Origin of the sequence: Flagellimonas yonaguniensis (genome assembly GCF_029193885.1) — a bacterium.
Lineage (GTDB): Bacteria > Bacteroidota > Bacteroidia > Flavobacteriales > Flavobacteriaceae > Flagellimonas > Flagellimonas yonaguniensis.
In genome coordinates, this window is record NZ_JARFVB010000006.1 from 141,299 (window position 1) to 164,402 (window position 23,104).

Here is a 23,104-nt window from a genome sequence, read left to right on the forward strand (position 1 = left end):
TTATTTTGTAATAGGAGCCGTAAGGCAATGCTCCGGAATACCAAAACCATCGACCAAAACCTCGATATGTGGCCGCAGTTCGGTGGATAGACGTTCCACCCGCTGACGGATGGCCTTCGATTTTGTACTCCCAATATAGCCCTGCTCCAAATACCATCTCGCATCCGAATTGATTTGATCAAGAGCATAAAGGCAACCCACTTTTTCCATCAATGCTCGGTATTTTAGGTCTATTATCTGTTCGCAATGGTCACAAAAAATATGATAGGCCAGCTCCACACTGTACGCTTTCCCAAGAGCTAACAAGTGGGTCTGTACCTTTAAAAAGGCCTGATACGAGGGAATTCCTTTTTTTATGTAGTTGCGAATGCGCATGGCAAGGGTATAAGTGAGTCTTCTGGTGCGATAATCAAAGGCGTGCTTATGAAACTTTGGGTTATAGAGGTGTTCCGCATCGACCTTATTTGAATATAAGGGGTTGATGGCCGCAAGTTTGTCCGAAATCTGTGTCTGCAAAAGCTTGAGTACCGAAGAAAACCCTACACTATTGAACTCCGCTCTAAAATCCGATAGTATACCCTTGGCCGCTAGTTGTAACAATACCGTATTGTCTCCTTCAAAGGTGGTGAAGATATCCACATCGCCTTTAAGGTCCGCAATTCTGTTCTCCAATAAATAACCCTTGCCGCCACATGCTTCACGGCATTCTTGAATGGTTTCATTGGCAAACCATGTGATAATGGACTTGAGACCCGCTACTTGGGTCTCTATCTTCCTCTTGTCAGATTGTGGGTCGTCACTGTATCGCTTCATCATCTCCTCCAAGGTAAAGTGATAAACATATGCCCCAGCAATAGCAGGGGTGAGCCTTAGTTGATGCGTGGGATAGTCCATGATCAGATCTTCCTGGATCTTTACATTATCATTGAACTGCCTTCGGTTAAGAGCGTACTTTACCGCAATGGACAAGGCCATTTTGCTTCCGCCAAGTGCACCTCGTGCCACGCAGATACGTCCACCGACCAAAGTGCCCAACATAGTGAAAAATCGCTTGTTCGGATTTTTGATGGAGGAAAAGTAAGTACCATCATCCCGTATCTCTCCGTATTTATCCAGCAGATTCTGCCTGGGAACCTTTACATTGTTGAACCAGATTTTACCATTATCGACTCCGTTCAATCCCAACTTGTAACCATTATCCTCAACAGTAATGCCGTCCAGGGTTTCGTGGTTTTCATTTCTTAGGGGAACCAAAATGGCATGTACGCCCTCATTTTTACCATTGACGATCAATTGTGCGAAAACGGTGGCTATTTTGGAATGCAGGGCGTTCCCAATGTATTCCTTATTATCGTTTTTGCCAGGGGTATGTATAATGATGGAATCTGAAGATTTTTCATAGGTAGCGGTGGTCTTGATGCCCCGTACATTGGAACCATGCCCCGTTTCAGTCATGGCAAAACAACCCAATAATTTGGTTTTCCCTGCTTCGGTCAAATATTGGTCATGGTGCTTTTTTGTGCCCAATTTTTGGATGCTTCCGCCAAAAAGGCCAAACTGTACGCCAAATTTTACCGCCAAACTGCCATCCACGAACATAAGATGTTCAAAAATGGCGGCATAAGCGGGCATGTTTCCTGTTCCTCCGTATGCATTGGGGTAGGCCATGGCACCGTATCCCGCCTCCCCCAAAAGCTGGACTTGTTTCAATATTTTATTTCGGAATTCTTCTTTGTTCCTTAATGTTTTCCAAGCAAAGTCGGGTTTGTCCAAAAACGTTCGAAACCCATCGACCACTTTGGAATGCTTTCCCTTTAGGATTTCATCCAGATTTTTGGCATCGTATTCATCCGAAGTTTTTTCATGGACCACTTCCACATCGAACAAATGATTGTAATGGTTGGGCTGTATGCCCAAATGGACTTCAATATGCTTGAGCTGTTCGTTCAAATCATCACTTTTGACCAATCGTTGACTGAGTGAAGTGAGCGGATAGGTATCGTTCTCGATCAATTTTACTTGGGAACTGGCGATGGTCTGTCTCCAATTTTTGATTTCATCATCAAGTGGAGGATTGTCCCTGTTCAACCAGCTCTGCAATTGAATTTTTTCGTCTTTATCAAGTGATGCATCAAGTCCTATGACTTTTTGTACCACGGAAATCTCGGAGGCCGATAATAGATCATCTGACCAAATCACATAAAAAAAAGGAATGTATTGAAGAATTCCTACAGAATAGTCTGTCGCAACCATATTGAACTTAATTGAAGGGATTATGACTTTCCTAAGTTAAGGTTTAGAAGACTAAGAACCATCCGAAGCACTATTTTTATGCGTATGGTTTTAGGTCGATGGGGTTTTCGGTTATATTTGTTGAAGAATGAACGAGAATTTAGATCCAACAGCCGATAATTTTTCTCCAGAGGAGCTCGATGTGGAAAGAGCTTTACGGCCCGTAAGTTTTGACGACTTTACAGGGCAGGCCCAAGTACTGGAAAACCTAAAGGTTTTTGTGCAGGCGGCCAACCTTAGGGGGGAAGCCTTGGATCATACTCTTTTTCATGGTCCTCCTGGACTTGGGAAGACCACTTTGGCCCATATTTTGGCCAACGAGCTTGGAGTGGGCATTAAGGTAACTTCGGGACCCGTGCTGGACAAGCCAGGGGATTTGGCGGGATTGTTGACCAATTTGGAAGAACGCGATGTACTGTTTATTGATGAAATCCACAGATTGAGTCCCATTGTGGAGGAATATCTGTATTCCGCCATGGAGGATTATAAAATAGACATCATGATCGAGACGGGACCCAATGCGCGTACCGTGCAAATCAATCTGAGTCCCTTTACGTTGATAGGAGCCACCACTCGATCGGGATTGCTTACTGCCCCTATGAGGGCCCGTTTTGGTATCCAGAGCCGTTTGGAATATTACAATACAGAATTGTTGTCCACCATCGTGGAACGCAGTGCGGAAATTTTGAATGTGCCCATTACCAATGATGCTGCCATTGAGATTGCAGGTCGAAGTAGGGGAACCCCAAGGATCTGCAACGCCCTCTTGCGTAGGGTAAGGGACTTTGCCCAGATCAAAGGGAACGGAAACATTGACCTTGAAATTTCCCAGTTCGGACTGAAGGCCCTGAACGTGGATGCTCATGGGTTGGATGAAATGGACAACAAAATCTTGACCACCATCATAGATAAGTTCAAGGGAGGTCCCGTTGGTATTACCACTTTGGCAACGGCCGTATCCGAAAGTGCCGAAACTCTTGAAGAAGTGTACGAGCCTTTTTTGATCCAACAAGGTTTTATAATGCGAACCCCACGGGGCCGTGAAGTCACTGAACTTGCATACAAACATTTGGGCAAGGTAAAAGGTGGTGCACAAGGAGGTTTGTTTTAATCTGTCGCTTTTTCATATATCGATTTTCATCAAGAAATACTTGAATTGTCAATACTTTTCGTATCTTAAGTAGACTTTTTTGGCTGTCAAACCCTTGTGGTTTTGTTTGTTTCTCCATCAAAATGGCCATAATGCTTCAAGAATACCCAAATTAATGCCATAAGAAGTTATAGTTTTAGAGCTACATTGCTCATGGTAAATTATTATGAACAATGAAGAAACGCTCAATAAAAAACAATACTCCAGAAGTAGGGGATTTTCAATCCTTATCCCATCAGATAAGAAAGCTCTGTATGCAAATAGGAATATGTATGGGGTTGATTGTTGTTTTGGGCTTTTCCATTATTATGATGGGATATGGGTTCTGGACTAAAGGTCAAGGTCAAGAAAAGTTCCCGGACGATGTGTATTACATGGATTACAATGTATTTAACCTGTCCAATTCCAGCAGTAATGAATTGATTAGGTTGGGATTTGATGTGTTTAGGAATACCCCTCTCCACATAGGTCCTAAACAAAAGGATTCCACCAAATTGTTTGCTGGAAACAATCTGGCATGCGCAAGTTGTCATTTAAACGGAGGCACAAAGCCTTATGCGGCTCCCCTCATTGGAGTAATCAAAAGGTTTCCCCAATACAGGGGAAGGGAAAATAAAATGGGGACCATTGAGGAGCGCATCAATGGTTGTATGGAGCGCAGCATGAACGGCAAAATGATGCCCGAATCCATCCAAGAAATGAAAGCTTTGATCGCTTACATGGACTGGTTGGGACGTGCAACCCCATCAAATGGGAAAATTGAAGGTCAAGGGTTTTTGAAAATGGAAATACCCGATCGAGCCGTAGATTTAGCCCATGGCCAAAAAGTTTTCGAGAATACCTGCGTGGAATGCCATGGCATGGACGGGCAGGGACAAATTCAAGAAAACGGACTTTACCTTTACCCGCCATTATGGGGGAGTGATTCCTATAACAACGGTGCAGGAATGACCCGTGTTATCACTGCTGCACAGTTCATCAAAGGAAATATGCCTTACGGAGCCACTTTTGATAAGCCCGTTCTTACAGATGAGGAGGCTTATGATGTGGCAGGATACATCAATCAAATGCTACGACCCACAAAACCAAACAGAGAAAGAGACTTCCCCGACCTGGTTAAAAAACCAGTTTCCACACCCTACGGTCCTTATGTGGACCCCTTCACTATTGAGCAACACCAATTAGGCCCGTTCCAGCCTATTATGGACTACTACGAAAAGGAACATCAAATTAGTAAATCCAAATAAACACTAGTAACAATGAAAACAACACAATCAACATCAAGACGAAGTTTTATGGGAGCGATGATGTTGGGTGCCACGGCATCCACATTGTCGGTTTTTAGAAGTCCTGTATTTGCAGGAATGACAGATTTTACAGATTTGGAAATGGGAGATGCAGAAGCTTGGATGAAATCAATCAAGGGTAAACACCGTATTGTTTATGATGGATCATACCCGCATCAAGGGTTTCCCATTATTTGGAATTGGGCCTATTACCTGTCCAACAATGAAATGGGGTCGCCCGATGACGAAATTACGGCAATGACCGTTTTAAGGCATGATGCCATCCCATTTGCATTGCATGATGATCTTTGGAAAAAGTACTCGTTGGGAGAAATGTTCCATGTGAAGAAAGCCGATGGAACAGCCTATGATCGTAACCCATACTATGAGCCGCAAGAAGGGGATTTTCCCATGCCGGTAATTCAAGGAATCAAGGATTTGATAGATAGAGGGGCCATGTTCTGTGTTTGCAATCTGGCCCTAAATGTGTACAGTGGTGCAGTGGCACAGCAAATGGGCAAGGACCCCAATGAAGTTTACGAAGAATGGAAAGCTGCGGTTCTGCCCAAAATCCAAATAGTACCCTCTGGGGTATGGGCATTGGGCAGGGCCCAAGAAGAGGGATGCGGTTACATTTTTGCAGGAAATACCATTTAAAAGATGAAAAAGATAGTTTTATTTTTAATGATGATGGTGTCGGGGTTGATCCTGGCACAGAACGAACCCATCAAAGTGGTATTTGATGTGACCAGCAGTAATCCAGATGTGCATAGAACCGCAGCCAAGCATTTAAGGTTGATGGCCGAGGCCTATCCAGAATCAGAGTTTGAATTGGTAATTTACAGCGGAGCCTATAAAATGGTAGATAAAAAGTCATCGGTGGCAGGAGAAACTTTATCGGATATTGTGAATAAAGACAATGTGGACATCGTGATTTGCCAACAGACTATGAAAAGACATGAAATGACCATGGATGATCTTATTCCGGGAGTGGGGTCGGTGCCCGATGGGATTTATGAAATCATCATGAAACAAAAGGAAGGTTGGGGTTATATAAAAGAAGCCCAATAGCAGATATGACCAAAATTGAATAATTATGAAGTAACTTTATGGCATGAATGCCGAGAAAAACACCCGATTGATAAAAACCGAGGCCAAGCGCCTCGGTTTTTTGTCATGTGGTGTGTCCAAAGCGGAATTTCTGGAGAAAGAAGCGCCTCGTTTGGAGAAATGGCTCAACCAGAGCATGCACGGCGAGATGCAGTACATGGAAAATCATTTTGATAAACGGTTGGATCCCACAAAATTGGTCGAGGGTTCCAAGTCGGTAATATCGCTCTTGTTGAATTATTTTCCGTCAGAAGAACAAAACCAGGATTCCTATAAGATTTCCAAGTACGCTTATGGGATGGATTATCACTTTGTGATAAAGAATAAGCTCAAAAGCCTGCTCCATTATATTCAGGAAAAAATTGGGGAGGTTCATGGCAGGGCTTTTGTGGATTCTGCACCTGTTTTGGACAAGGCCTGGGCGGCCAGAAGCGGTCTTGGCTGGATAGGGAAGAACAGTAATTTGCTCACCCAGCAAGTGGGGTCTTTTTATTTTATTGCAGAACTGATCGTGGATTTGGAACTTGAGTACGACACGCCAGTGACCGATCACTGCGGTACCTGTACCGCTTGCATTGATGCCTGTCCCACGGAAGCCATTGTGCAACCCTATGTGGTCGATGGCAGCAAATGTATTTCGTATCTGACCATTGAGTTGAAAAACGAGATTCCCTCCGAATTTGATGGCAAACTCGATGATTGGATGTTCGGATGTGATGTCTGTCAGGATGTGTGCCCATGGAACCGTTTTTCAAAATCGCATAGCGAACCACTATTCAATCCCCATCCAGACCTCTTGGACTTCACTAAAAAGGATTGGGAAGAGATTACCGAGGATGTGTTCCAAAAGGTGTTCAAGAAATCAGCTGTAAAGCGAACCAAACTTTCAGGGTTTCAACGTAATGTCAATTTTCTGAAGAAATAACATTATATTGAACCCTATTCCCGAAATATTCATACCCTTTTTTGAATATTATGGATACTAGCTAAACAAACAGCATGATTAAGATTAAAAAACCCAAATTAAGTTTTTGGCAGATTTTTAATATGAACGTTGGGTTCCTTGGAATCCAATATAGTTTTGGTTTGCAGCAGAGCGCGATCAATCCAATATTCCTTTTTTTAGGCGCCTCGGAAGAAATGCTTCCCATTTTAAATATTGCAGGTCCGGTTACTGGTTTGATAGTGCAACCCATTATCGGTGCCGTATCAGATAAAACGTGGTCGCCTCGTTGGGGCAGGCGAAAGCCTTTTTTCCTCATCGGTGCCCTGATGGGCAGTCTATGCTTGTTCTTCTTCCCGTTAAGTCCGGCTTTGTGGTTCGCTGTTGGATTATTGTGGATTTTGGATGTGGGGAACAATATGGCCATGGAGCCATACCGTGCATTTGTTGGGGATAAATTGCCAGAATCACAATTCAGTATCGGGTACCAAATGCAGAGTCTTTTTGTGGGAGCGGGTATTCTTTTGGCAAATGCCTCCATCTTTTTGTTCCAAGATTGGTTTGGTGGCGGTCAAGAAGTTGAGGGAGCAGTTCCTAAATGGTTGTATTATTCTTTTTTTATTGGATCGTTTCTTTCCATAGTTACCATTTTATGGTCTGTTTTAAAAACACCCGAGATACCACCTTCAGATAAAGAGCTGGCAGAAATCAATAAACATAAAGCGCTTCCCTTTGCGGAGCGCGTAAAGGTCCCTTTTGTGGAAATTATACATGCCGTTAAAGAAATGCCCAAATTTATGTGGAAGCTCTCTGCGGTATACTTGTTTCAATGGTACGCTCTTTTTGTGTATTGGCAGTACATTACCCCCTTATTCAGGGTTTCCTTAGGCTATGATACTTCTGAGGCTGCGGCCCAGGCAGCCAAAATGAGCACGACCTATAATGTGGTCACGGCGGTGGTTGCATTGGTCTTGGTGCCTTTGACCATGCGTTTTGGAGGTAAGAAAGTATATGCTTTAAGTTTGTTGGGGACAGCAGTCGCGCTATTTGCCATCCCATATATTCAGGACCCGCTTTATGTGCTGTTCCCCATGGTACTGTTCGGAATTGGATGGGCTGCAATGATGGGGATTCCCTATAGCATGGTTTCCAAAGTGGTGCCGCAGGAGAGAAGAGGCGTGTACATGGGTATTTTAAATATGATGATCGTAATTCCGATGGGAATTGAAACACTTACATTTGGTCCTATTTTTAAAAACCTTTTAGGGGCCAATTCGGTCAATGCGATGTTGTTTGCCGCCGTATGTTTCACAATTGCGGCAATTCTAGCCATGCGGTTGAACGTTTCCAAAGCGAAAAAAGAGTATCCGTTGGATGCTTGAAACATGCATCCTTATATCATTCATCAAACCTTTTGCTTTGTTTTCTGCAAGCCTTCAAATTGATGCTTAGGATTTTAAGATAAAACCAATGAATGTCCTAACTTTACCAATTCATTTTTGACAATATGAGCAAGGAAAAGCAAAGAAGAGAAGCACTACTGTACCATGCTAAACCGCAGCCTGGTAAAATAAAGATTGTACCCACAAAACCATATTCCACCCAACGGGATTTGGCCTTGGCCTATTCTCCAGGGGTCGCGGAACCTTGTTTGGAGATTGAAAAGAACAAGGATGATGTGTATAAATACACCGCGAAAGGCAACATTGTCGCTGTGATTTCAAATGGAACAGCGGTATTGGGTTTGGGAAACATTGGTCCAGAGGCTTCAAAACCCGTAATGGAAGGGAAAAGTTTGCTTTTCAAGATTTTTTCTGATATCGATGGAATTGATATTGAACTGGATACCACTGATGTGGATAAGTTCGTTGAGACGGTTAAGGCCATTGCCCCGACCTTTGGAGGAATCAATTTGGAGGATATTAAAGCTCCCGAAGCATTTGAGATCGAACGAAGGTTGAAGGAAGAACTCGATATCCCCGTGATGCACGATGATCAGCATGGTACGGCGATAATTTCCGCTGCAGCTTTACTGAACGCCCTTGAGATTGCCGAGAAAAAGATTGAAGAGGTCAAGATTGTGGTAAGTGGAGCGGGCGCTGCCGCCGTTTCTTGTACCAGACTGTATAAAGCCTTTGGCGCTTTGGCGGAGAATATAGTGATGTTGGATAGTAAAGGGGTCATCCGAAGCGACAGGGACAATCTTACTTCTCAAAAAAAGGAGTTTGCCACTGATAGAAAAATAGACACATTGGAGGAGGCCATGAAGGATTCCGATGTATTCATTGGGCTTTCCATTGCGGACATTGTTTCGCCGGAAATGTTGAATTCCATGGCAGACAAACCTATTGTTTTTGCGATGGCCAATCCAAATCCCGAGATTGAATACGATTTGGCCTGCAAGACCAGAAAAGACATCATTATGGCCACGGGTCGCTCCGATCATCCGAACCAAGTGAACAATGTGCTCGGTTTCCCATTTATTTTCAGGGGAGCCCTGGATGTACGTGCCACTAAGATCAACGAAGAAATGAAGATGGCCGCGGTAAGGGCCTTGGCCGATTTGACCCGTGAACCCGTTCCGGAACAGGTGAACATTGCGTATGATGCCACAAGGTTGGCCTTTGGAAGGGATTATATTATTCCTAAACCCTTTGATCCCCGTTTGATCACCAAAATCCCGCCTGCCGTTGCCAAAGCAGCCATGGACAGTGGAGTCGCAAGATTGCCGATTCAAGACTGGGAGAAGTACGAGGAAGAACTTTATCAAAGATCTGGCAATGACAACAAAGTGGTCCGATTGCTTCACAATAGGGCCAAGGTAAATCCAAAACGAATCGTATTTGCCGAAGCTGAATTACTGGATGTGATAAAAGCGGCGCAAATCGTTCACGAAGAGGGAATCGGTATTCCGATCCTATTGGGGAACAAGGAAACCATAGAGAACCTGAAAGAAGAACTTGAGTTTGATGCCGAAGTACAGATAATCGACCCACGTTCCGATGAGTTCAGTGAAATGCGTACTAGGTATGCCCTGAAACTTTGGGAACTCAGAAAAAGAAAGGGGGAGACAAAATACAGTGCTCGGGTAAACATGGGCAAACGCAACTATTTTGGTGCCATGATGCTCAAGGAGGGAGATGCTGATGGTATGATATCTGGATATTCCAGAGCTTATCCCAAAGTGCTACGCCCCGTTTTTGAGGTGTTGGGAAGGGCCAAAGATGTTCAAAACGCCAGTACCGTAAATATTATGATCACGGATAGAGGACCGCTATTCTTGGCGGATACTTCTATCAATATCGACCCCAATGCGGAAGAGTTGGCTGAGATTGCCCAAATGACGGCCAATGTGGCCAAAACCTTTGGTTTTGACCCGGTAATGGCATTATTATCCTATGCGAATTTTGGGTCATCAAGCCATCCAAATGCCCAAAAAGTACGTGAGGCAGTTCGAATTTTACACGAAAGAAACCCTGATTTGGTGGTTGACGGAGAGATTCAGACCGATTTTGCCCTTGATCCACAAATGAGCAATAATAACTTCCCATTCTCCAAAATATCAGGAAAAAAGGTCAATACCTTGGTTTTTCCTAACTTGGAATCTGCCAACATTACCTATAAATTGCTGAAAGGCCTCAATAATGCCGATTCCATAGGGCCTATCATGGTGGGACTTACCAGAGCTGCTCATATTTTGCAACTTGGGGCCAGCGTTGACGAAATGGTGAATATGGCCGCCGTTGCCGTTATTGATGCCCAAGAGCGGGAAAAAAGAAGAAAAGCTAAAATGCAAGGGGAGTAATCCCAATCAAACAGATTTTTTATGATCACTCACTTAAGAGGAAAACTTGTGGAAAAAAATCCAACCTACGCCATAGTGGAATGCAATGGGGTTGGGTATTTTTTGAATATTTCCTTGCATACTTTTTCCTTGCTTACCGATGAAGAAAACATCTTTATTTATACCGATCTATTGGTCAAGGAAGACTCTCACACCTTGTTCGGTTTTGCCGAGCGAGCGGAGCGCGAAGTATTCCGATTATTGATATCGGTTTCAGGGGTCGGGGCGAGCACTGCACGAACCATGTTGTCCTCGTTGTCCCCATCCGATGTCAGGGATGCCATTGCCAATGGCGATGTGCCCACAATCCAGTCCGTAAAAGGGATTGGGGCCAAAACAGCCCAGCGAGTAATCTTGGATTTAAAGGACAAGATTTTAAAAGTCTACGACATGGGCGAAGTTTCACAACAATCAAACAATACAAATAAAGAAGAAGCGTTATCTGCATTAGAGGTTCTTGGTTTTACCAGAAAACAATCTGAAAAGGTGGTCGACAAGGTACTTTCTCAAGACACTTCGTTAAGCGTAGAGAACATTATTAAACAGGCGCTGAAAAATTTGTAACTAGTTTGAAAAAAGGGGCAAAACCAATACTTAAACCCATACGTTTTAAGTACATCTTCTTTGTTGTTTGTCTACTGTCCATATCCAACCTAATGGCACAGGAGACCAACGAGCAGGCTCAGGATTCCGTGAAGATAGGAGTTGAGCTTGGTCGCCTTATCATGGGAAATCCAGATAGCATTGTTGCAAAATACACATACGATCCCAAGACCAATACATACGTTTATACAGAAAGCATAGGGGACTTCAATGTCAACTATCCCATAATCCTTACTCCCGAACAATACTACGATCTTGTGGAGAAAGAGCAGATGAAGCTCTATTTTAAACAAAAAGGGGATGCCTACGCAGGAAAAAAAGAGGGCAGTGAGGAAGCGCGGCGAAATCTTTTGCCCAATTTTTACGTGAACAGTAATTTTTTTGAGACCATTTTTGGAGGAAACACCATTGAGGTGATTCCGCAAGGATCTGTGGCCATGGATTTGGGTGTGCTGTGGCAGAAAAACGATAATCCTGCGTTGTCGCCGAGGAACAGAACCAATCTTTCTTTTGATTTTGATCAGCGAATCAGTTTGAGCTTGTTGGGAAAAGTAGGAGAGCGTTTGCAGGTAACCGCCAACTATGATACCGAAGCTACCTTCGATTTTCAGAACTTGGTAAAACTTGATTATACTCCAACAGAAGACGATATCATTCAGAAAATAGAAATCGGTAATGTGAGTATGCCGCTTAACAGTTCTTTGATTACAGGAGCACAGAGCTTATTCGGAGTTAAAACACAACTTCAGTTTGGGAGAACAACCGTGACCGCGGTTTTTTCGGAACAACGATCACAAAGTAACACTGTGGTTGCCCAGGGTGGCGGTACGGTCAACGAATTTGCATTGACGGCATTGGATTATGATGAGGACAGGCACTTTTTTCTAGCACATTATTTCCGCAATAATTACGATCGTGCATTGGAATTCTACCCATTCATTCAAAGTAGGGTGCAGATTACCCGTTTGGAGGTTTGGGTGACCAACCGAAACCAGCAAACAACGAATGTTAGAAATGTTGTGGCCATTCAGGATTTGGGTGAGGCCATTTCCGATAATACACGTATCGGCGCCAATAATGGCGATCCTGCAGGTTTCTTCAATAACCAAGCTGTTGTCAGCGGACTTCCGCAGAACGGTGCCAATGCCTATGATCCCAATCAAATTGGGAGTGGGGCACTGACATCGGCTATTCGTGATATTGCAACGGTGGAATCCGGGTTCAATGTGCCTGGATATACCGTGAATCAAGGATTTGATTATGCGATTTTGGAAAACGCCCGAAAATTGGAGGTGGGAAGGGATTATGAGTTTGATTCCCAATTGGGATACATTTCCTTGAGTCAGAGTTTGAGCAACGATGAGGTATTGGGTGTGGCTTTTCAGTACACGTATAATGGTGGGGTTTACCAGGTAGGTGAGTTTGCCAATGGAGGAGTGGATGCCACTACGATACCAGCGAATTCCAATTTGATAGAAAACAATGCATTGGTCTTAAAATTACTTAAGAGTAACATTACCAATGTGGTGGATCCTATTTGGGATTTGATGATGAAGAACATTTATTCCACTGGGGCCTATCAATTGAGTCAAGAGGATTTTAAACTGAACATTCTTTATTCCGATCCCACACCAAGAAACTACATTACCCCGGTTGATCCCAACGAAGGTTGGCCATCTGGCTTGGAAGATCAAATATTGCTCAGTGTCTTTAATCTGGATCAACTGAACATGTACAATGATGTGCAGCCGGGCGGAGATGGGTTTTTCGATTATGTTGAAGGAATAACAGTGGATTCGCAATCGGGACGCATCATTTTTACCAAGGTGGAACCCTTTGGGGAGTATCTCTTTGATAAGTTGGGAGGTGGTGTATATGATGTGGACAACGACCAAGGTTATAATTCGAACCAGAGGAAATATGTATTTCGTAACATGTACGCCAAGACCAAGGCAGCATCGTTGCAAAATGCGGAAAAAAACCGATTCCAGATCAAAGGGCGGTATACTTCGCAATCCAACAATGGTATTCCGATCGGGGCCTTTAATGTGCCACAAGGTTCGGTTACCGTGACCGCAGGTGGGCGACAGTTGCAGGAGGGTATTGACTATACGGTAAACTATCAAGCGGGTACGGTACAACTTCTTGATCCCAGTTTGGAAGCATCTAACACCCCCATCAATATTTCGGTGGAAAACAATGCGGTCTTTGGTCAGCAGACCAGACGTTTTGCAGGAGTGAACGTAGAGCACAAATTCAACGATAAGTTTGTTTTGGGCGGTACGTTCCTCAATTTGAATGAGCGGCCTCTGACACAGAAATCAAATTACGGGATTGAGCCCGTCAACAATACCATTTTTGGACTGAACGGTAATTTCAGTACAGAAATGCCTTTCTTGACAAGGTTGGTCAATAAGTTGCCTAACATTGACACGGATGTGCCTTCCAATCTGTCTTTGCGTGGCGAAGTGGCTTTTTTGCGACCCAATTCACCTAAAAATGCTGATTTCAGAGGGGAGACCACCACCTATCTGGATGATTTTGAAGGAGCACAGGCATTGATTGACATCCGTTCCTCATTGGGATGGACCTTGGCAAGTCCGCCAGTGGAATTCATAAATGATAGAACAGGTATTGATGTGGGACACGAACGTGCAAAAATGGCGTGGTACACCATCGACCCTATTTTTTATACCAATCAGAGACCATCAGGGATGTCGGACAATGATATTTCCCTGAACTCGACCCGTAGGGTTTTCATTGATGAAGTATTTACCGAGACGGATATTGCCCAGGGACAAACGCAGGTGCAAAGCACGCTGGACATTGTGTATTATCCGAACGATAAGGGACCGTACAATGCCAATCCAAGTTTTGAATCCGAAACACCGAATGCCAAGTGGGGAGGAATCATGCGACCGTTGAGCAGTACCAATTTTGAGCAATCCAATGTGGAATTTGTGCAGTTTTGGGTATTGGACCCTTATATCGATGGAGAAACAACCGATGCTAATGCAGGTGAACTTGTATTCAACTTGGGTAACATTTCCGAGGACATCCTAAAGGATGGTAGAAAGCAATACGAAAATGGATTGCCCGCAAGTACCAATAACGAAGTGCCAAGGGAGACCATTTGGGGTCAAGTGCCTTCCACACAATCTTTGGTGTATGCTTTTGATGCGGACGAGGCCAACAGAATGGCTCAGGATGTAGGTTTGGATGGTTATGGTGATATTGAAGAAGCTACAATTTACAATGGTCCCGCAGAAGACCCTGCTTTGGACAACTATCAATATTACTTGAATCGTGAAGGGGGTATTTTGGAACGCTATTTTGATTTCAACAATACACAGGGAAACTCTCCAGTAGCGGTAACGAACACCAATAGGGGTTCAACCACGCTGCCCGATGTGGAGGATATTGACAGGGATTTGACGATGAACACGGTAAACAGCTACTACGAGTACCGTATTCAGATAAAACCAAACACCACTATTGATGACCAATATGTGACCGATATCCGCGAAGGACAGACCCCGACCTTGCCCAATGGAACACAATTGAACCGTAGATGGATTCAGTATAAGATTCCATTGAGCGATTTTACCGATGCCGTAGGTGGAATCACGGATTTCAGGTCAATCAGCTTTATGCGAATGTATCTTACCGGGTTCTCGGATGATGTGGTGCTTCGTTTTGCAACGCTCGATTTGGTACGTGGCGATTGGAGGACGTATACCAATACCCTGCAGCCTGGTTTTGATAACGACCCATCGGATGATGCCACGGTAACCGATGTGAACACAGTGAACATCGAAGAGAACTACGGAAGGCAGCCCATACCTTATGTTTTGCCTCCTGGAGTGGTTCGTGAACAGCTCAATAACAATAATACGATCATTCGTCAAAATGAGCAATCCCTCTCTTTTGTAGTGGAGAACTTGGAGTCCCAGGATGCTCGTGGTGTATTCAAGAATGTGAATATCGATGTGCGCCAGTACAAACGTTTGAAAATGTTCATGCACGCCGAAAAAATATTCAATACCGACTACTCCGACAGTGATACGCCACTAGTCGGTTTCCTAAGGGTCGGTACCGATTTTTCCGAGAATTTCTACCAGATAGAACTGCCACTTCAATTTACCTCTTTTGGAGCTTCATCTGCAGAAGAGATTTGGCCCAGTGTCAACGAATTGGATGTTGCATTGAGCGACTTGAACAAAGTAAAATCCAAAGGAATATCCGATCAGACGTTGGATGAAATCAATTACTATGAAATTGTGGATGGTGAAGCCGTACTTGTGGATGAATTCGCACCCCGAACTTTGGGCAGGGTTCGAATAGGAATCAGGGGTAATCCATCTTTGGGAAGTATCCGCGGTATGATGGTGGGTATCAAAAACATTGATGATATTCCAGCCCGTGGCGAGGTTTGGTTCAATGAACTTCGATTGGCAGGTCTTGAAAACAGCGGAGGCTGGGCCGCTACTGCAGCCTTGGACGCCAACATGGCCGATTTTGCCAATGTAACGGCGACGGGAAGCAGAAGTACATCGGGCTTTGGCTCCATAGATCAAAAGCCAACAGAACGTGCTTTGGAAGATGCCATCTCTTACGATGTGGTGACCAATGTGAATGTGGGGCAGTTGTTCCCCAAAAAATGGAACTTGCAATTACCGTTCAACTACGGGATTTCCGAAACCTTGATCACTCCGGAGTTCGACCCCGTGTATGATGATCTACGATTGGACGACAGGATTGCCGCCGCTGCAACGGCTGAGGAGGCCGAAACCATAAAGGAACAGGCCGAGGATTACACCAAGCGTACCAGTATCAACTTGATCGGGGTGCGAAAAAATAGGGGAGAGGAAGCCGAAGAGAATTTCTTCGATGTGGAAAACTTTACCTTTAATTATTCCTATAACGAAACCAATCATAGGGATTTTGAGGTTGCCGAACTTCGAGATCAAAATGTTTCCACAGGATTTGTGTACAATCATAATTTTAGGCCGGCACCCGTGGCGCCCTTCGCCAAAAAGGATTCCATGCTCACAAGCAAATACTGGCAATGGCTGAAGGATTTGAATTTCAATGCCCTTCCCACAAGCTTTTCGGTAAATGCCAATTACAATCGTTCCTTTAATCAACAGCGGTATAGGGATGTATTGGAGCCGGGAGTGGATGCTTTGGAATTGCCCTTATTGCAACAACGAAACTATTTGTTCAACTGGCAGTATACGCTCAATTATAGTTTGACAAAATCACTAAGGGTAAATCTGACCGCATCCAACAACAATATCGTACGCAATTATTTTAATGTGGATGATGATCGGGATTCGGGCATCAACCAAACATTGGATCTTTGGGACGGCTTTTTTGATATTGGTGAGCCGAACAGGCATGCACAACAAATGGAATTGAACTATGAATTGCCCTTTAGCAAGATACCTTTCCTCAATTTTATAAATGCACAGTACACTTACTCCAGTAATTTTGATTGGCAACGCGGGGGCGATGCACTTCTTGAAGTAACAGGGGAAAACATCAACACGGTTCAAAATGCCAGCACCCATACGTTAACAGCGAATATGAGCATGCAGCGTTTTTATGACTTTTTGGGCCTTAAGAAGCGAGATGGGAAGGTAACTGCTAACCAAGCTGCAGTTAGAAGGGACAAAGCGGGCAATCCTGCCAATGACGATAATGCCAATGGACCACGGAAAACCAGCAAAGGATTCAATACCATGGTGGATATCTTGACCATGGTAAAAAGGGTCAATGTCAATTACAGTGAAAACCGAGGAACGGTATTGCCGGGTTATACACAATCCATAGGATTTATCGGAACTACACGACCTACTTTGGGCTTTGTTTTCGGTAGTCAGGCAGATGTAAGGTTCGAGGCCGCCCGTAATGGATGGTTGACGAATTATCCCGAGTACAGTAATCAGTTTATGCAAAACACGAACAAGCAATTGAACATTACCGCCACGGCCCAGCCTACCCAGGATTTGACCATTGATTTGAGTGCGGATAGAAATTACATGAGTTCGTTACAAGAGAGCTATAGTCCGGAGGAATGGATAAATGGTCAAGATGGACTGATCAACGAGATGGGGAACTTTAGCATCTCCACCATGATGATCGGCACGGTGTTCAAGAAAAGCGATGAGTTCGATTCCGGGACTTTTGAACAATTCAAACAAAATAGGATAACCATAGCCAATAGATTGGTGTCCGATAGGGGGCAGAATCCCGGGACATTGGATGAGGACGGTTTTCCGGAGCTTTACGGAAAAACACAGCAAGAGGTGTTGCTTCCCGCATTCTTTGCAGCTTATACAGGGCAGGATGTGGACAGGGTGAACATGGATGCTTTCCGTGATATCCCTATCCCGAACTGGAACATAAAGTACACAGGTTTGATGAAGAACAGATGGTTCAAGAAGAAATTCAAACGTTTCTCCTTGGGTCATGGTTATCGAGCTGCCTATAGTGTGAACTCGTTCCAGACCAATTTGGAGCGCCAGAATACCACATTTGACCCGGAAAACGGGGATTTGTTGCCCAAAACCCTCATTAATAACGTAGTGCTTACGGATGAGTTCAGTCCGTTGATGCGAGTGGACTTTGAAATGCAGAACTCCTTCAGTTTCTTGGCCGAGGTACGGACCAGCAGGACATTGTCCTTGAGTTTTGATAACAATTTATTGACTGAAATCAATGGAAACGAATATACCTTGGGATTGGGTTATCGATTTAAGGATGTGAAGTTCGTGACCAATATCGGGGGCGAAAAAACCCGTTTAAAGGGAGACTTGAACCTGAAGGCCGACCTATCACTCCGTGATAACATCACGATAATCCGTAATTTGGATATCGAGAACAATCAAATTACATCGGGGCAAAGATTGATGTCCATAAAGTTCACTGCCGATTATGCGCTGAGCAAAAGTTTGAACGCCATGTTCTTCTATGATCACTCCTTCTCGGAATTCGCAGTTTCCACGGCTTTTCCACAGACCACGATCAATACGGGCTTTACGTTGCGGTACAACTTTGGAAACTAATAAATGTCATAATTCATTTTTCCTTCATTTTGAGGCAAAGTTTCTTTGAAAAGCTTTACGCAATCTGTTACATTTGTCCATCGACTAATTCAAATAGTAAGTAATGAACATACCATCAGAATTAAAGTACACAAAAGACCATGAGTGGGTCAAGATAGATGGAGATATCGCAACCGTTGGAATCACGGATTTCGCCCAGAGCGAACTAGGGGATATCGTTTACGTTGAAGTGGAAACTTTGGACGAAACATTGGACAAGGAAGAGGTTTTTGGAACTGTTGAGGCCGTAAAGACCGTTTCCGATTTGTTTTTGCCTTTGGGTGGCGAGATCATCGAATTTAACGAGGCATTGGAGGACGAACCCGAAAAAGTGAACTCCGACCCTTATGGAGAAGGATGGATGGTGAAAATAAAACTAAGCGAGCCCTCCGAGGTGGAGGATCTGATGAGTGCCGACGACTACAAGGCATTGATAGGTGCTTAAGAAAAACAGATATACCTTATTATTCATAAGCTGGGTGGTGGTTATTACCATGCTCAGCTTATTTTCTTTCTCGAGCATGGATTTGGATACGGGAAGCTTGGATATCCCGTATGCCGATAAAATTACCCATTTCATATTTTATTTGGTGTTCGCTTTTGTAGGATGTCTTAGTTTAAGGGAGAGAAGTTCGGGAAGCATTGGGTTGCGTAAGACCTTGATTGTTGTTTTGGTTTTCGCTATATTATATGGTATACTTATTGAAGTATTGCAATATACGATCACAGCTGATAGAATGGCCGAGTTTGGCGATGTTTTGGCAAATACGCTGGGAGCATTTACAGGAATTGGACTGATTCGGTGGTTTTTTTCTAAGAAAAACCCGTTAAAATGGAAATTTTAATTGTTTATTTAGCCAATTAATAATTAAATTAGCAAACACTAAATTTAGAAAAGGAGAAAAAGGATGGAACCAAAAAAGAACCCGAAAGCAGATGTAGGAAGGAACAGCGCACTATATTTCGTTATAGGATTGGCTGCTGTTTTGGCATTGGTCTACGGAGCCATGGAGTGGAAAAAATATGACAAGGTCAATAATTATGACATTTCCATGAATGTTGAAGATCAGTTGGACGAAGAAGTGCCAATGACCGAGCAAATCAAAACTCCACCACCCCCACCGCCACCTGCTGCCCCCGAAGTTATCGAGGTTGTGGAAGATGAGGAAGAAGTGGAAGAGACCGTAATTGAGTCTACTGAAACCAGTCAAGAGGAAGAGGTAATCGAAATCGAGGAAGTTGAAGTGGAAGAAGTTGAAGAGGATATCACAGTGCCTTTCGCCGTAATCGAGGACGTTCCAGTATTCCCAGGTTGTGAAGGGGCTAGCGATAAAAAAGCCTGTTTTCAGGAAATGATGCAGAACCATATCCGTAAGAACTTCCGTTACCCAGAAATCGCTCAAGAAATGGGTGTTCAAGGTAGGGTAAGTGTGATTTTCGTTATCCAGAAAGATGGAAGCATCGGAAACATTAGAATGCGTGGACCAGATAAAAACTTGGAAGCTGAGGCTATGCGTATCATCCAAAAATTGCCTAAAATGACTCCTGGAAAACAAAGAGGTAGACCGGTAAAGGTTCCTTTCAGTATTCCGATTACATTTAAGCTTCAGTAAGAAGAAATATAGTATTCCTGTCGAGGCGGGAATGGGAAAAGCCCTGATGGAAACGTCAGGGCTTTTTTTGTGGATTTAACTCCAAGAATCATAAAACTTTAGCTTTGGTTGCAAAAGATATGCACTGGCGTTATCTTTGCCAGCCAATAAAGATGTGGATGAAATCTGCCGTAGGTTCCGTAAAAAATAATACCCTTTCCTTATTACTTTCCGATTTTAAGGAGATTACCAAGGCCAAACTGGCCGTTAGTGTGGTTTTCTCTTCAATCGCCGGGTATTTTCTGGGGGCGCATCAGGTAGATGTTGTTTCCCTGTTATTGTTGATGTTCGGAGGCTATTGCATGGTAGGGGCATCAAATGCATACAATCAGATCATAGAAAAGGATTTGGACGCTTTAATGAAGCGTACCAGAAACAGACCTATCCCATCAGGAAGAATGTCCGTGAGAACCGCATTGATCATTGCCGTGGTTTTGACGGTGCTTGGGATTTTGGCACTTTTTGCGCTTAGCCCCAAAACAGCCATGTTCGGAGCCATTTCCATTTTTTTGTACACCAGTGTGTATACCCCCTTGAAAACAAAATCGCCACTTTCGGTTTTTGTTGGGGCGTTTCCCGGTGCCATTCCTTTTATGTTGGGTTGGGTAGCGGCAACAGACGATTTTGGAATCGAACCTGGAACATTGTTCATGATACAGTTTTTTTGGCAGTTCCCACACTTTTGGGCACTCGGATGGATGCTGGATGAAGACTACAAACAAGCAGGGTTTAAAATGTTGCCCACGGGCAAAAAGGACAAGGGTACGGCATTGCAGATTATCCTGTATACCATTTGGATGATAGTGATTTCCATAATCCCCGTGTTCGGTTTTACGGGCAGATTGCACCTTTCAATTCCGGCGGCCGCGATTGTATTGTTGTCCGGATTGGTCATGTTGTTTTTCGCCTTCAAATTATATGAAAACAGGGACAACCCATCTGCGCGAAAGTTGATGTTGGCCAGTGTTACCTATATATCATTGATTCAAGTAGTATACGTAATAGATAAGTTTATAAGCTAAAATGGATTTAACCCAAGGAACAGCGGAGGAAAAGAACAGAAGGGCAAAAAAAATGATGCTCTGGTTCGGTATTGTGAGTTTGACCATGGGCTTTGCCGGTTGGACCAGTGCCTACATTGTAAGTAGTAAGCGGGAAGATTGGGTAAGCGATTTGGAGCTGCCAAGTGCTTTTTTCATCAGCACGGTCATGATTATCCTGAGCAGTATTACCTATTTAGTGGCCAAAAAAGCCGTGGCCAAGAACAATCAAAAGAAGGGAACTATTTTTTTGCTGATCACATTGGCGCTCGGTGTTACCTTCATATCGCTTCAATTTGTTGGATTTTCGCAAATGTTGGAGAACGGATATTACTTTACGGGACCCACCAGTAGCATAAAAATGTCCTATGTATTTTTGATAGCGGCAGTGCATATCGCCCACGTAGTTGCAGGATTGATTTCACTTTTGGTGGTGTTGGTGCAGCAACTCAGAAAGAAATATACCCCAGAGAATATGTTGGGGATGGAATTGGGTGCCACTTTCTGGCATTTTCTGGATTTTATTTGGGTATATCTCATTCTATTTATGTATTTCGTGAAATAAAATTTGATTGGAGCAGTTTTCACTCAAGTTTGTCTTTTACAATACGGCAAAAAATGTAAATTTGTGAAAGTTTTAATAAAACGACCTTTTATATGGATACAACGGTAAGTACCGGTACAGAAGACAGCGTTTGGGGAGGCGGGAACAGACCCCTTGGTGCTAGCTATGGAAAAATGATGATGTGGTTTTTTATCATGTCGGATGCCTTGACCTTTTCCGGGTTCTTGGTGGCCTATGGTTTCTCAAGATTTAAGTTTATCGAGCTATGGCCCATTGCCGATGAGGTATTTACCCACGTACCTTTTTTCCATGGGAATTACCCCATGTATTATGTGGCCTTCATGACCTTTATTTTGATCATGTCTTCCGTAACCATGGTATTGGCTGTGGACGCAGGTCATAAATTGAAGCAAAGCAAGGTTGTCCTGTATATGTTCCTTACCATTATCGGTGGTGCCATCTTCGTTGGCTCACAGGCATGGGAATGGGCAACTTTTATAAAAGGCGATTACGGAGCAGTAGAGACCAATTCAGGTAGGATCCTTCAGTTTGTGAATGCTGAGACCGGCGAAAGAGCCGCATTGGCCGATTTTGCCGAAACACTGCCAGAAGAAAGAGTGAAGCATGTTGCCAGCGAAGGGATTTGGTTCGAGGGAGAAGGTTACAAGACTTCGTATTCATTGAATGAAGTTGTTGAAGGCTTTAAAGCAACACCGAATATCTTAATCCGTACAGAGCAAATCAATGAAGAGGGTGAAAAGACCCTTTTGGACAGAAAAGAATCATTGGCCAAAATTTTGGAGGCCAATCAAGTGGTGGAAGGTGCGAACCTTGTCCACAATGAATACGGACACAGACTATTTGCCGACTTCTTTTTCTTTATCACAGGATTCCACGGGTTCCACGTATTCTCGGGTGTGGTCATCAACATCATCATTTTCTTTAATGTGATCTTAGGTACCTATGAGCGTAGGGGTCACTACGAAATGGTTGAGAAAGTTGGACTGTACTGGCACTTTGTTGACTTGGTATGGGTATTCGTATTTACATTCTTTTATTTGGTATAAAAACATTGATGATAAATGGCACACGAGCATAAACTTGAGATTTTCAGAGGACTGGTAAAATTCAAATCAAACACCCAAAAAATTTGGGGGGTTCTTATTTTCCTTTCCATAGTTACAACCATCGAAGTTGCATTGGGTATTGTTAAGCCAAAGGCGCTTACCCACAGTCATTTCTTGGGAATGAAATTGTTGAACTGGATATTCATCATCCTAACCTTGGTAAAGGCCTATTATATTGCATGGGACTTTATGCACCTTAGGGATGAAAAGACTCCTTTGAGAAGGGTGATTGTATGGACTCCTATATTCCTGATCTGTTATTTGATATTCATTTTGCTTTTCGAAGCGGATTATATTTACAATGTCTACAAGGATGGATTCATAACCTGGAACTTCTAAAAAAGCATTTAACATATTTAAAAGACGGTTTTCCAACCGTCTTT

General features: G+C 43.5%; 17 protein-coding genes. 16 read left to right on the forward strand and 1 reads right to left on the reverse strand.

Annotated elements, in window-relative coordinates; all coding sequences use genetic code 11:
* Window positions 1-2,253, reverse strand: coding sequence for an acyl-CoA dehydrogenase family protein (locus PY092_RS11895; protein WP_275616028.1), 2,253 nt, complete (start codon window positions 2,251-2,253; stop codon window positions 1-3).
* 127 nt (window positions 2,254-2,380) lie between these two features.
* Between PY092_RS11895 and ruvB the strand changes: the two genes are divergently transcribed.
* The 16 genes from ruvB (at window position 2,381) to PY092_RS11975 (ending at window position 23,060) form a co-directional block, all read left to right on the forward strand.
* Complete coding sequence (gene ruvB, locus PY092_RS11900) at window positions 2,381-3,403, forward strand: Holliday junction branch migration DNA helicase RuvB (RefSeq protein WP_275616029.1); 1,023 nt, start codon at window positions 2,381-2,383, stop codon at window positions 3,401-3,403.
* Window positions 3,404-3,615: 212 nt separating this feature from the next.
* Window positions 3,616-4,689: a c-type cytochrome gene (locus tag PY092_RS11905; RefSeq protein WP_275616030.1), complete on the forward strand. Its 1,074-nt coding sequence runs from the start codon at window positions 3,616-3,618 to the stop codon at window positions 4,687-4,689.
* A gap of 12 nt (window positions 4,690-4,701) precedes the next feature.
* Window positions 4,702-5,385: a Tat (twin-arginine translocation) pathway signal sequence containing protein gene (locus tag PY092_RS11910; protein ID WP_275616031.1), complete on the forward strand. Its 684-nt coding sequence runs from the start codon at window positions 4,702-4,704 to the stop codon at window positions 5,383-5,385.
* Between the two features lie 3 nt (window positions 5,386-5,388).
* Window positions 5,389-5,799 carry a DsrE family protein gene (locus PY092_RS11915; RefSeq protein ID WP_275616032.1) on the forward strand — a complete coding sequence of 137 codons (411 nt, stop codon included), beginning with the start codon at window positions 5,389-5,391 and terminating at the stop codon, window positions 5,797-5,799.
* A gap of 43 nt (window positions 5,800-5,842) precedes the next feature.
* Complete coding sequence (gene queG, locus PY092_RS11920) at window positions 5,843-6,763, forward strand: tRNA epoxyqueuosine(34) reductase QueG (protein ID WP_275616033.1); 921 nt, start codon at window positions 5,843-5,845, stop codon at window positions 6,761-6,763.
* 74 nt (window positions 6,764-6,837) lie between these two features.
* Window positions 6,838-8,163, forward strand: a complete 1,326-nt coding sequence (locus PY092_RS11925) for an MFS transporter (protein WP_289623247.1) — start codon at window positions 6,838-6,840, stop codon at window positions 8,161-8,163.
* Window positions 8,164-8,288: 125 nt separating this feature from the next.
* Window positions 8,289-10,586 (forward strand): NADP-dependent malic enzyme, encoded by a 2,298-nt coding sequence (locus tag PY092_RS11930; RefSeq protein WP_275616034.1) that lies wholly within the window; start codon window positions 8,289-8,291, stop codon window positions 10,584-10,586.
* A 21-nt stretch (window positions 10,587-10,607) separates the two neighbouring features.
* Window positions 10,608-11,189, forward strand: coding sequence for a Holliday junction branch migration protein RuvA (ruvA, locus tag PY092_RS11935; protein WP_275616035.1), 582 nt, complete (start codon window positions 10,608-10,610; stop codon window positions 11,187-11,189).
* A gap of 5 nt (window positions 11,190-11,194) precedes the next feature.
* Window positions 11,195-18,298 (forward strand): T9SS outer membrane translocon Sov/SprA, encoded by a 7,104-nt coding sequence (gene sov, locus PY092_RS11940; RefSeq protein ID WP_417958160.1) that lies wholly within the window; start codon window positions 11,195-11,197, stop codon window positions 18,296-18,298.
* Window positions 18,299-18,401: 103 nt separating this feature from the next.
* Window positions 18,402-18,782 carry a glycine cleavage system protein GcvH gene (gene gcvH, locus PY092_RS11945; RefSeq protein ID WP_275616037.1) on the forward strand — a complete coding sequence of 127 codons (381 nt, stop codon included), beginning with the start codon at window positions 18,402-18,404 and terminating at the stop codon, window positions 18,780-18,782.
* Between the two features lie 49 nt (window positions 18,783-18,831).
* A complete protein-coding gene (locus tag PY092_RS11950) occupies window positions 18,832-19,182 on the forward strand; it encodes a VanZ family protein (protein WP_275616038.1) in 351 nt (116 codons plus the stop codon).
* Window positions 19,183-19,245: 63 nt separating this feature from the next.
* The gene (locus tag PY092_RS11955) at window positions 19,246-19,950 is read left to right on the forward strand and encodes an energy transducer TonB (protein ID WP_275616039.1); all 705 of its coding nucleotides are present in this window, start codon (window positions 19,246-19,248) and stop codon (window positions 19,948-19,950) included.
* 158 nt (window positions 19,951-20,108) lie between these two features.
* Complete coding sequence (cyoE, locus tag PY092_RS11960; RefSeq protein WP_275616040.1) at window positions 20,109-21,011, forward strand: heme o synthase; 903 nt, start codon at window positions 20,109-20,111, stop codon at window positions 21,009-21,011.
* A gap of 1 nt (window position 21,012) precedes the next feature.
* On the forward strand, window positions 21,013-21,594 hold the full coding sequence (locus tag PY092_RS11965) for a cytochrome c oxidase subunit 3 (protein WP_275616041.1): 582 nt from the start codon (window positions 21,013-21,015) through the stop codon (window positions 21,592-21,594).
* 92 nt (window positions 21,595-21,686) lie between these two features.
* Window positions 21,687-22,661: a cytochrome c oxidase subunit 3 gene (locus PY092_RS11970; protein ID WP_275616042.1), complete on the forward strand. Its 975-nt coding sequence runs from the start codon at window positions 21,687-21,689 to the stop codon at window positions 22,659-22,661.
* Window positions 22,662-22,676: 15 nt separating this feature from the next.
* Window positions 22,677-23,060: a cytochrome C oxidase subunit IV family protein gene (locus PY092_RS11975; RefSeq protein WP_275616043.1), complete on the forward strand. Its 384-nt coding sequence runs from the start codon at window positions 22,677-22,679 to the stop codon at window positions 23,058-23,060.
* Window positions 23,061-23,104: the final 44 nt, after the last annotated feature.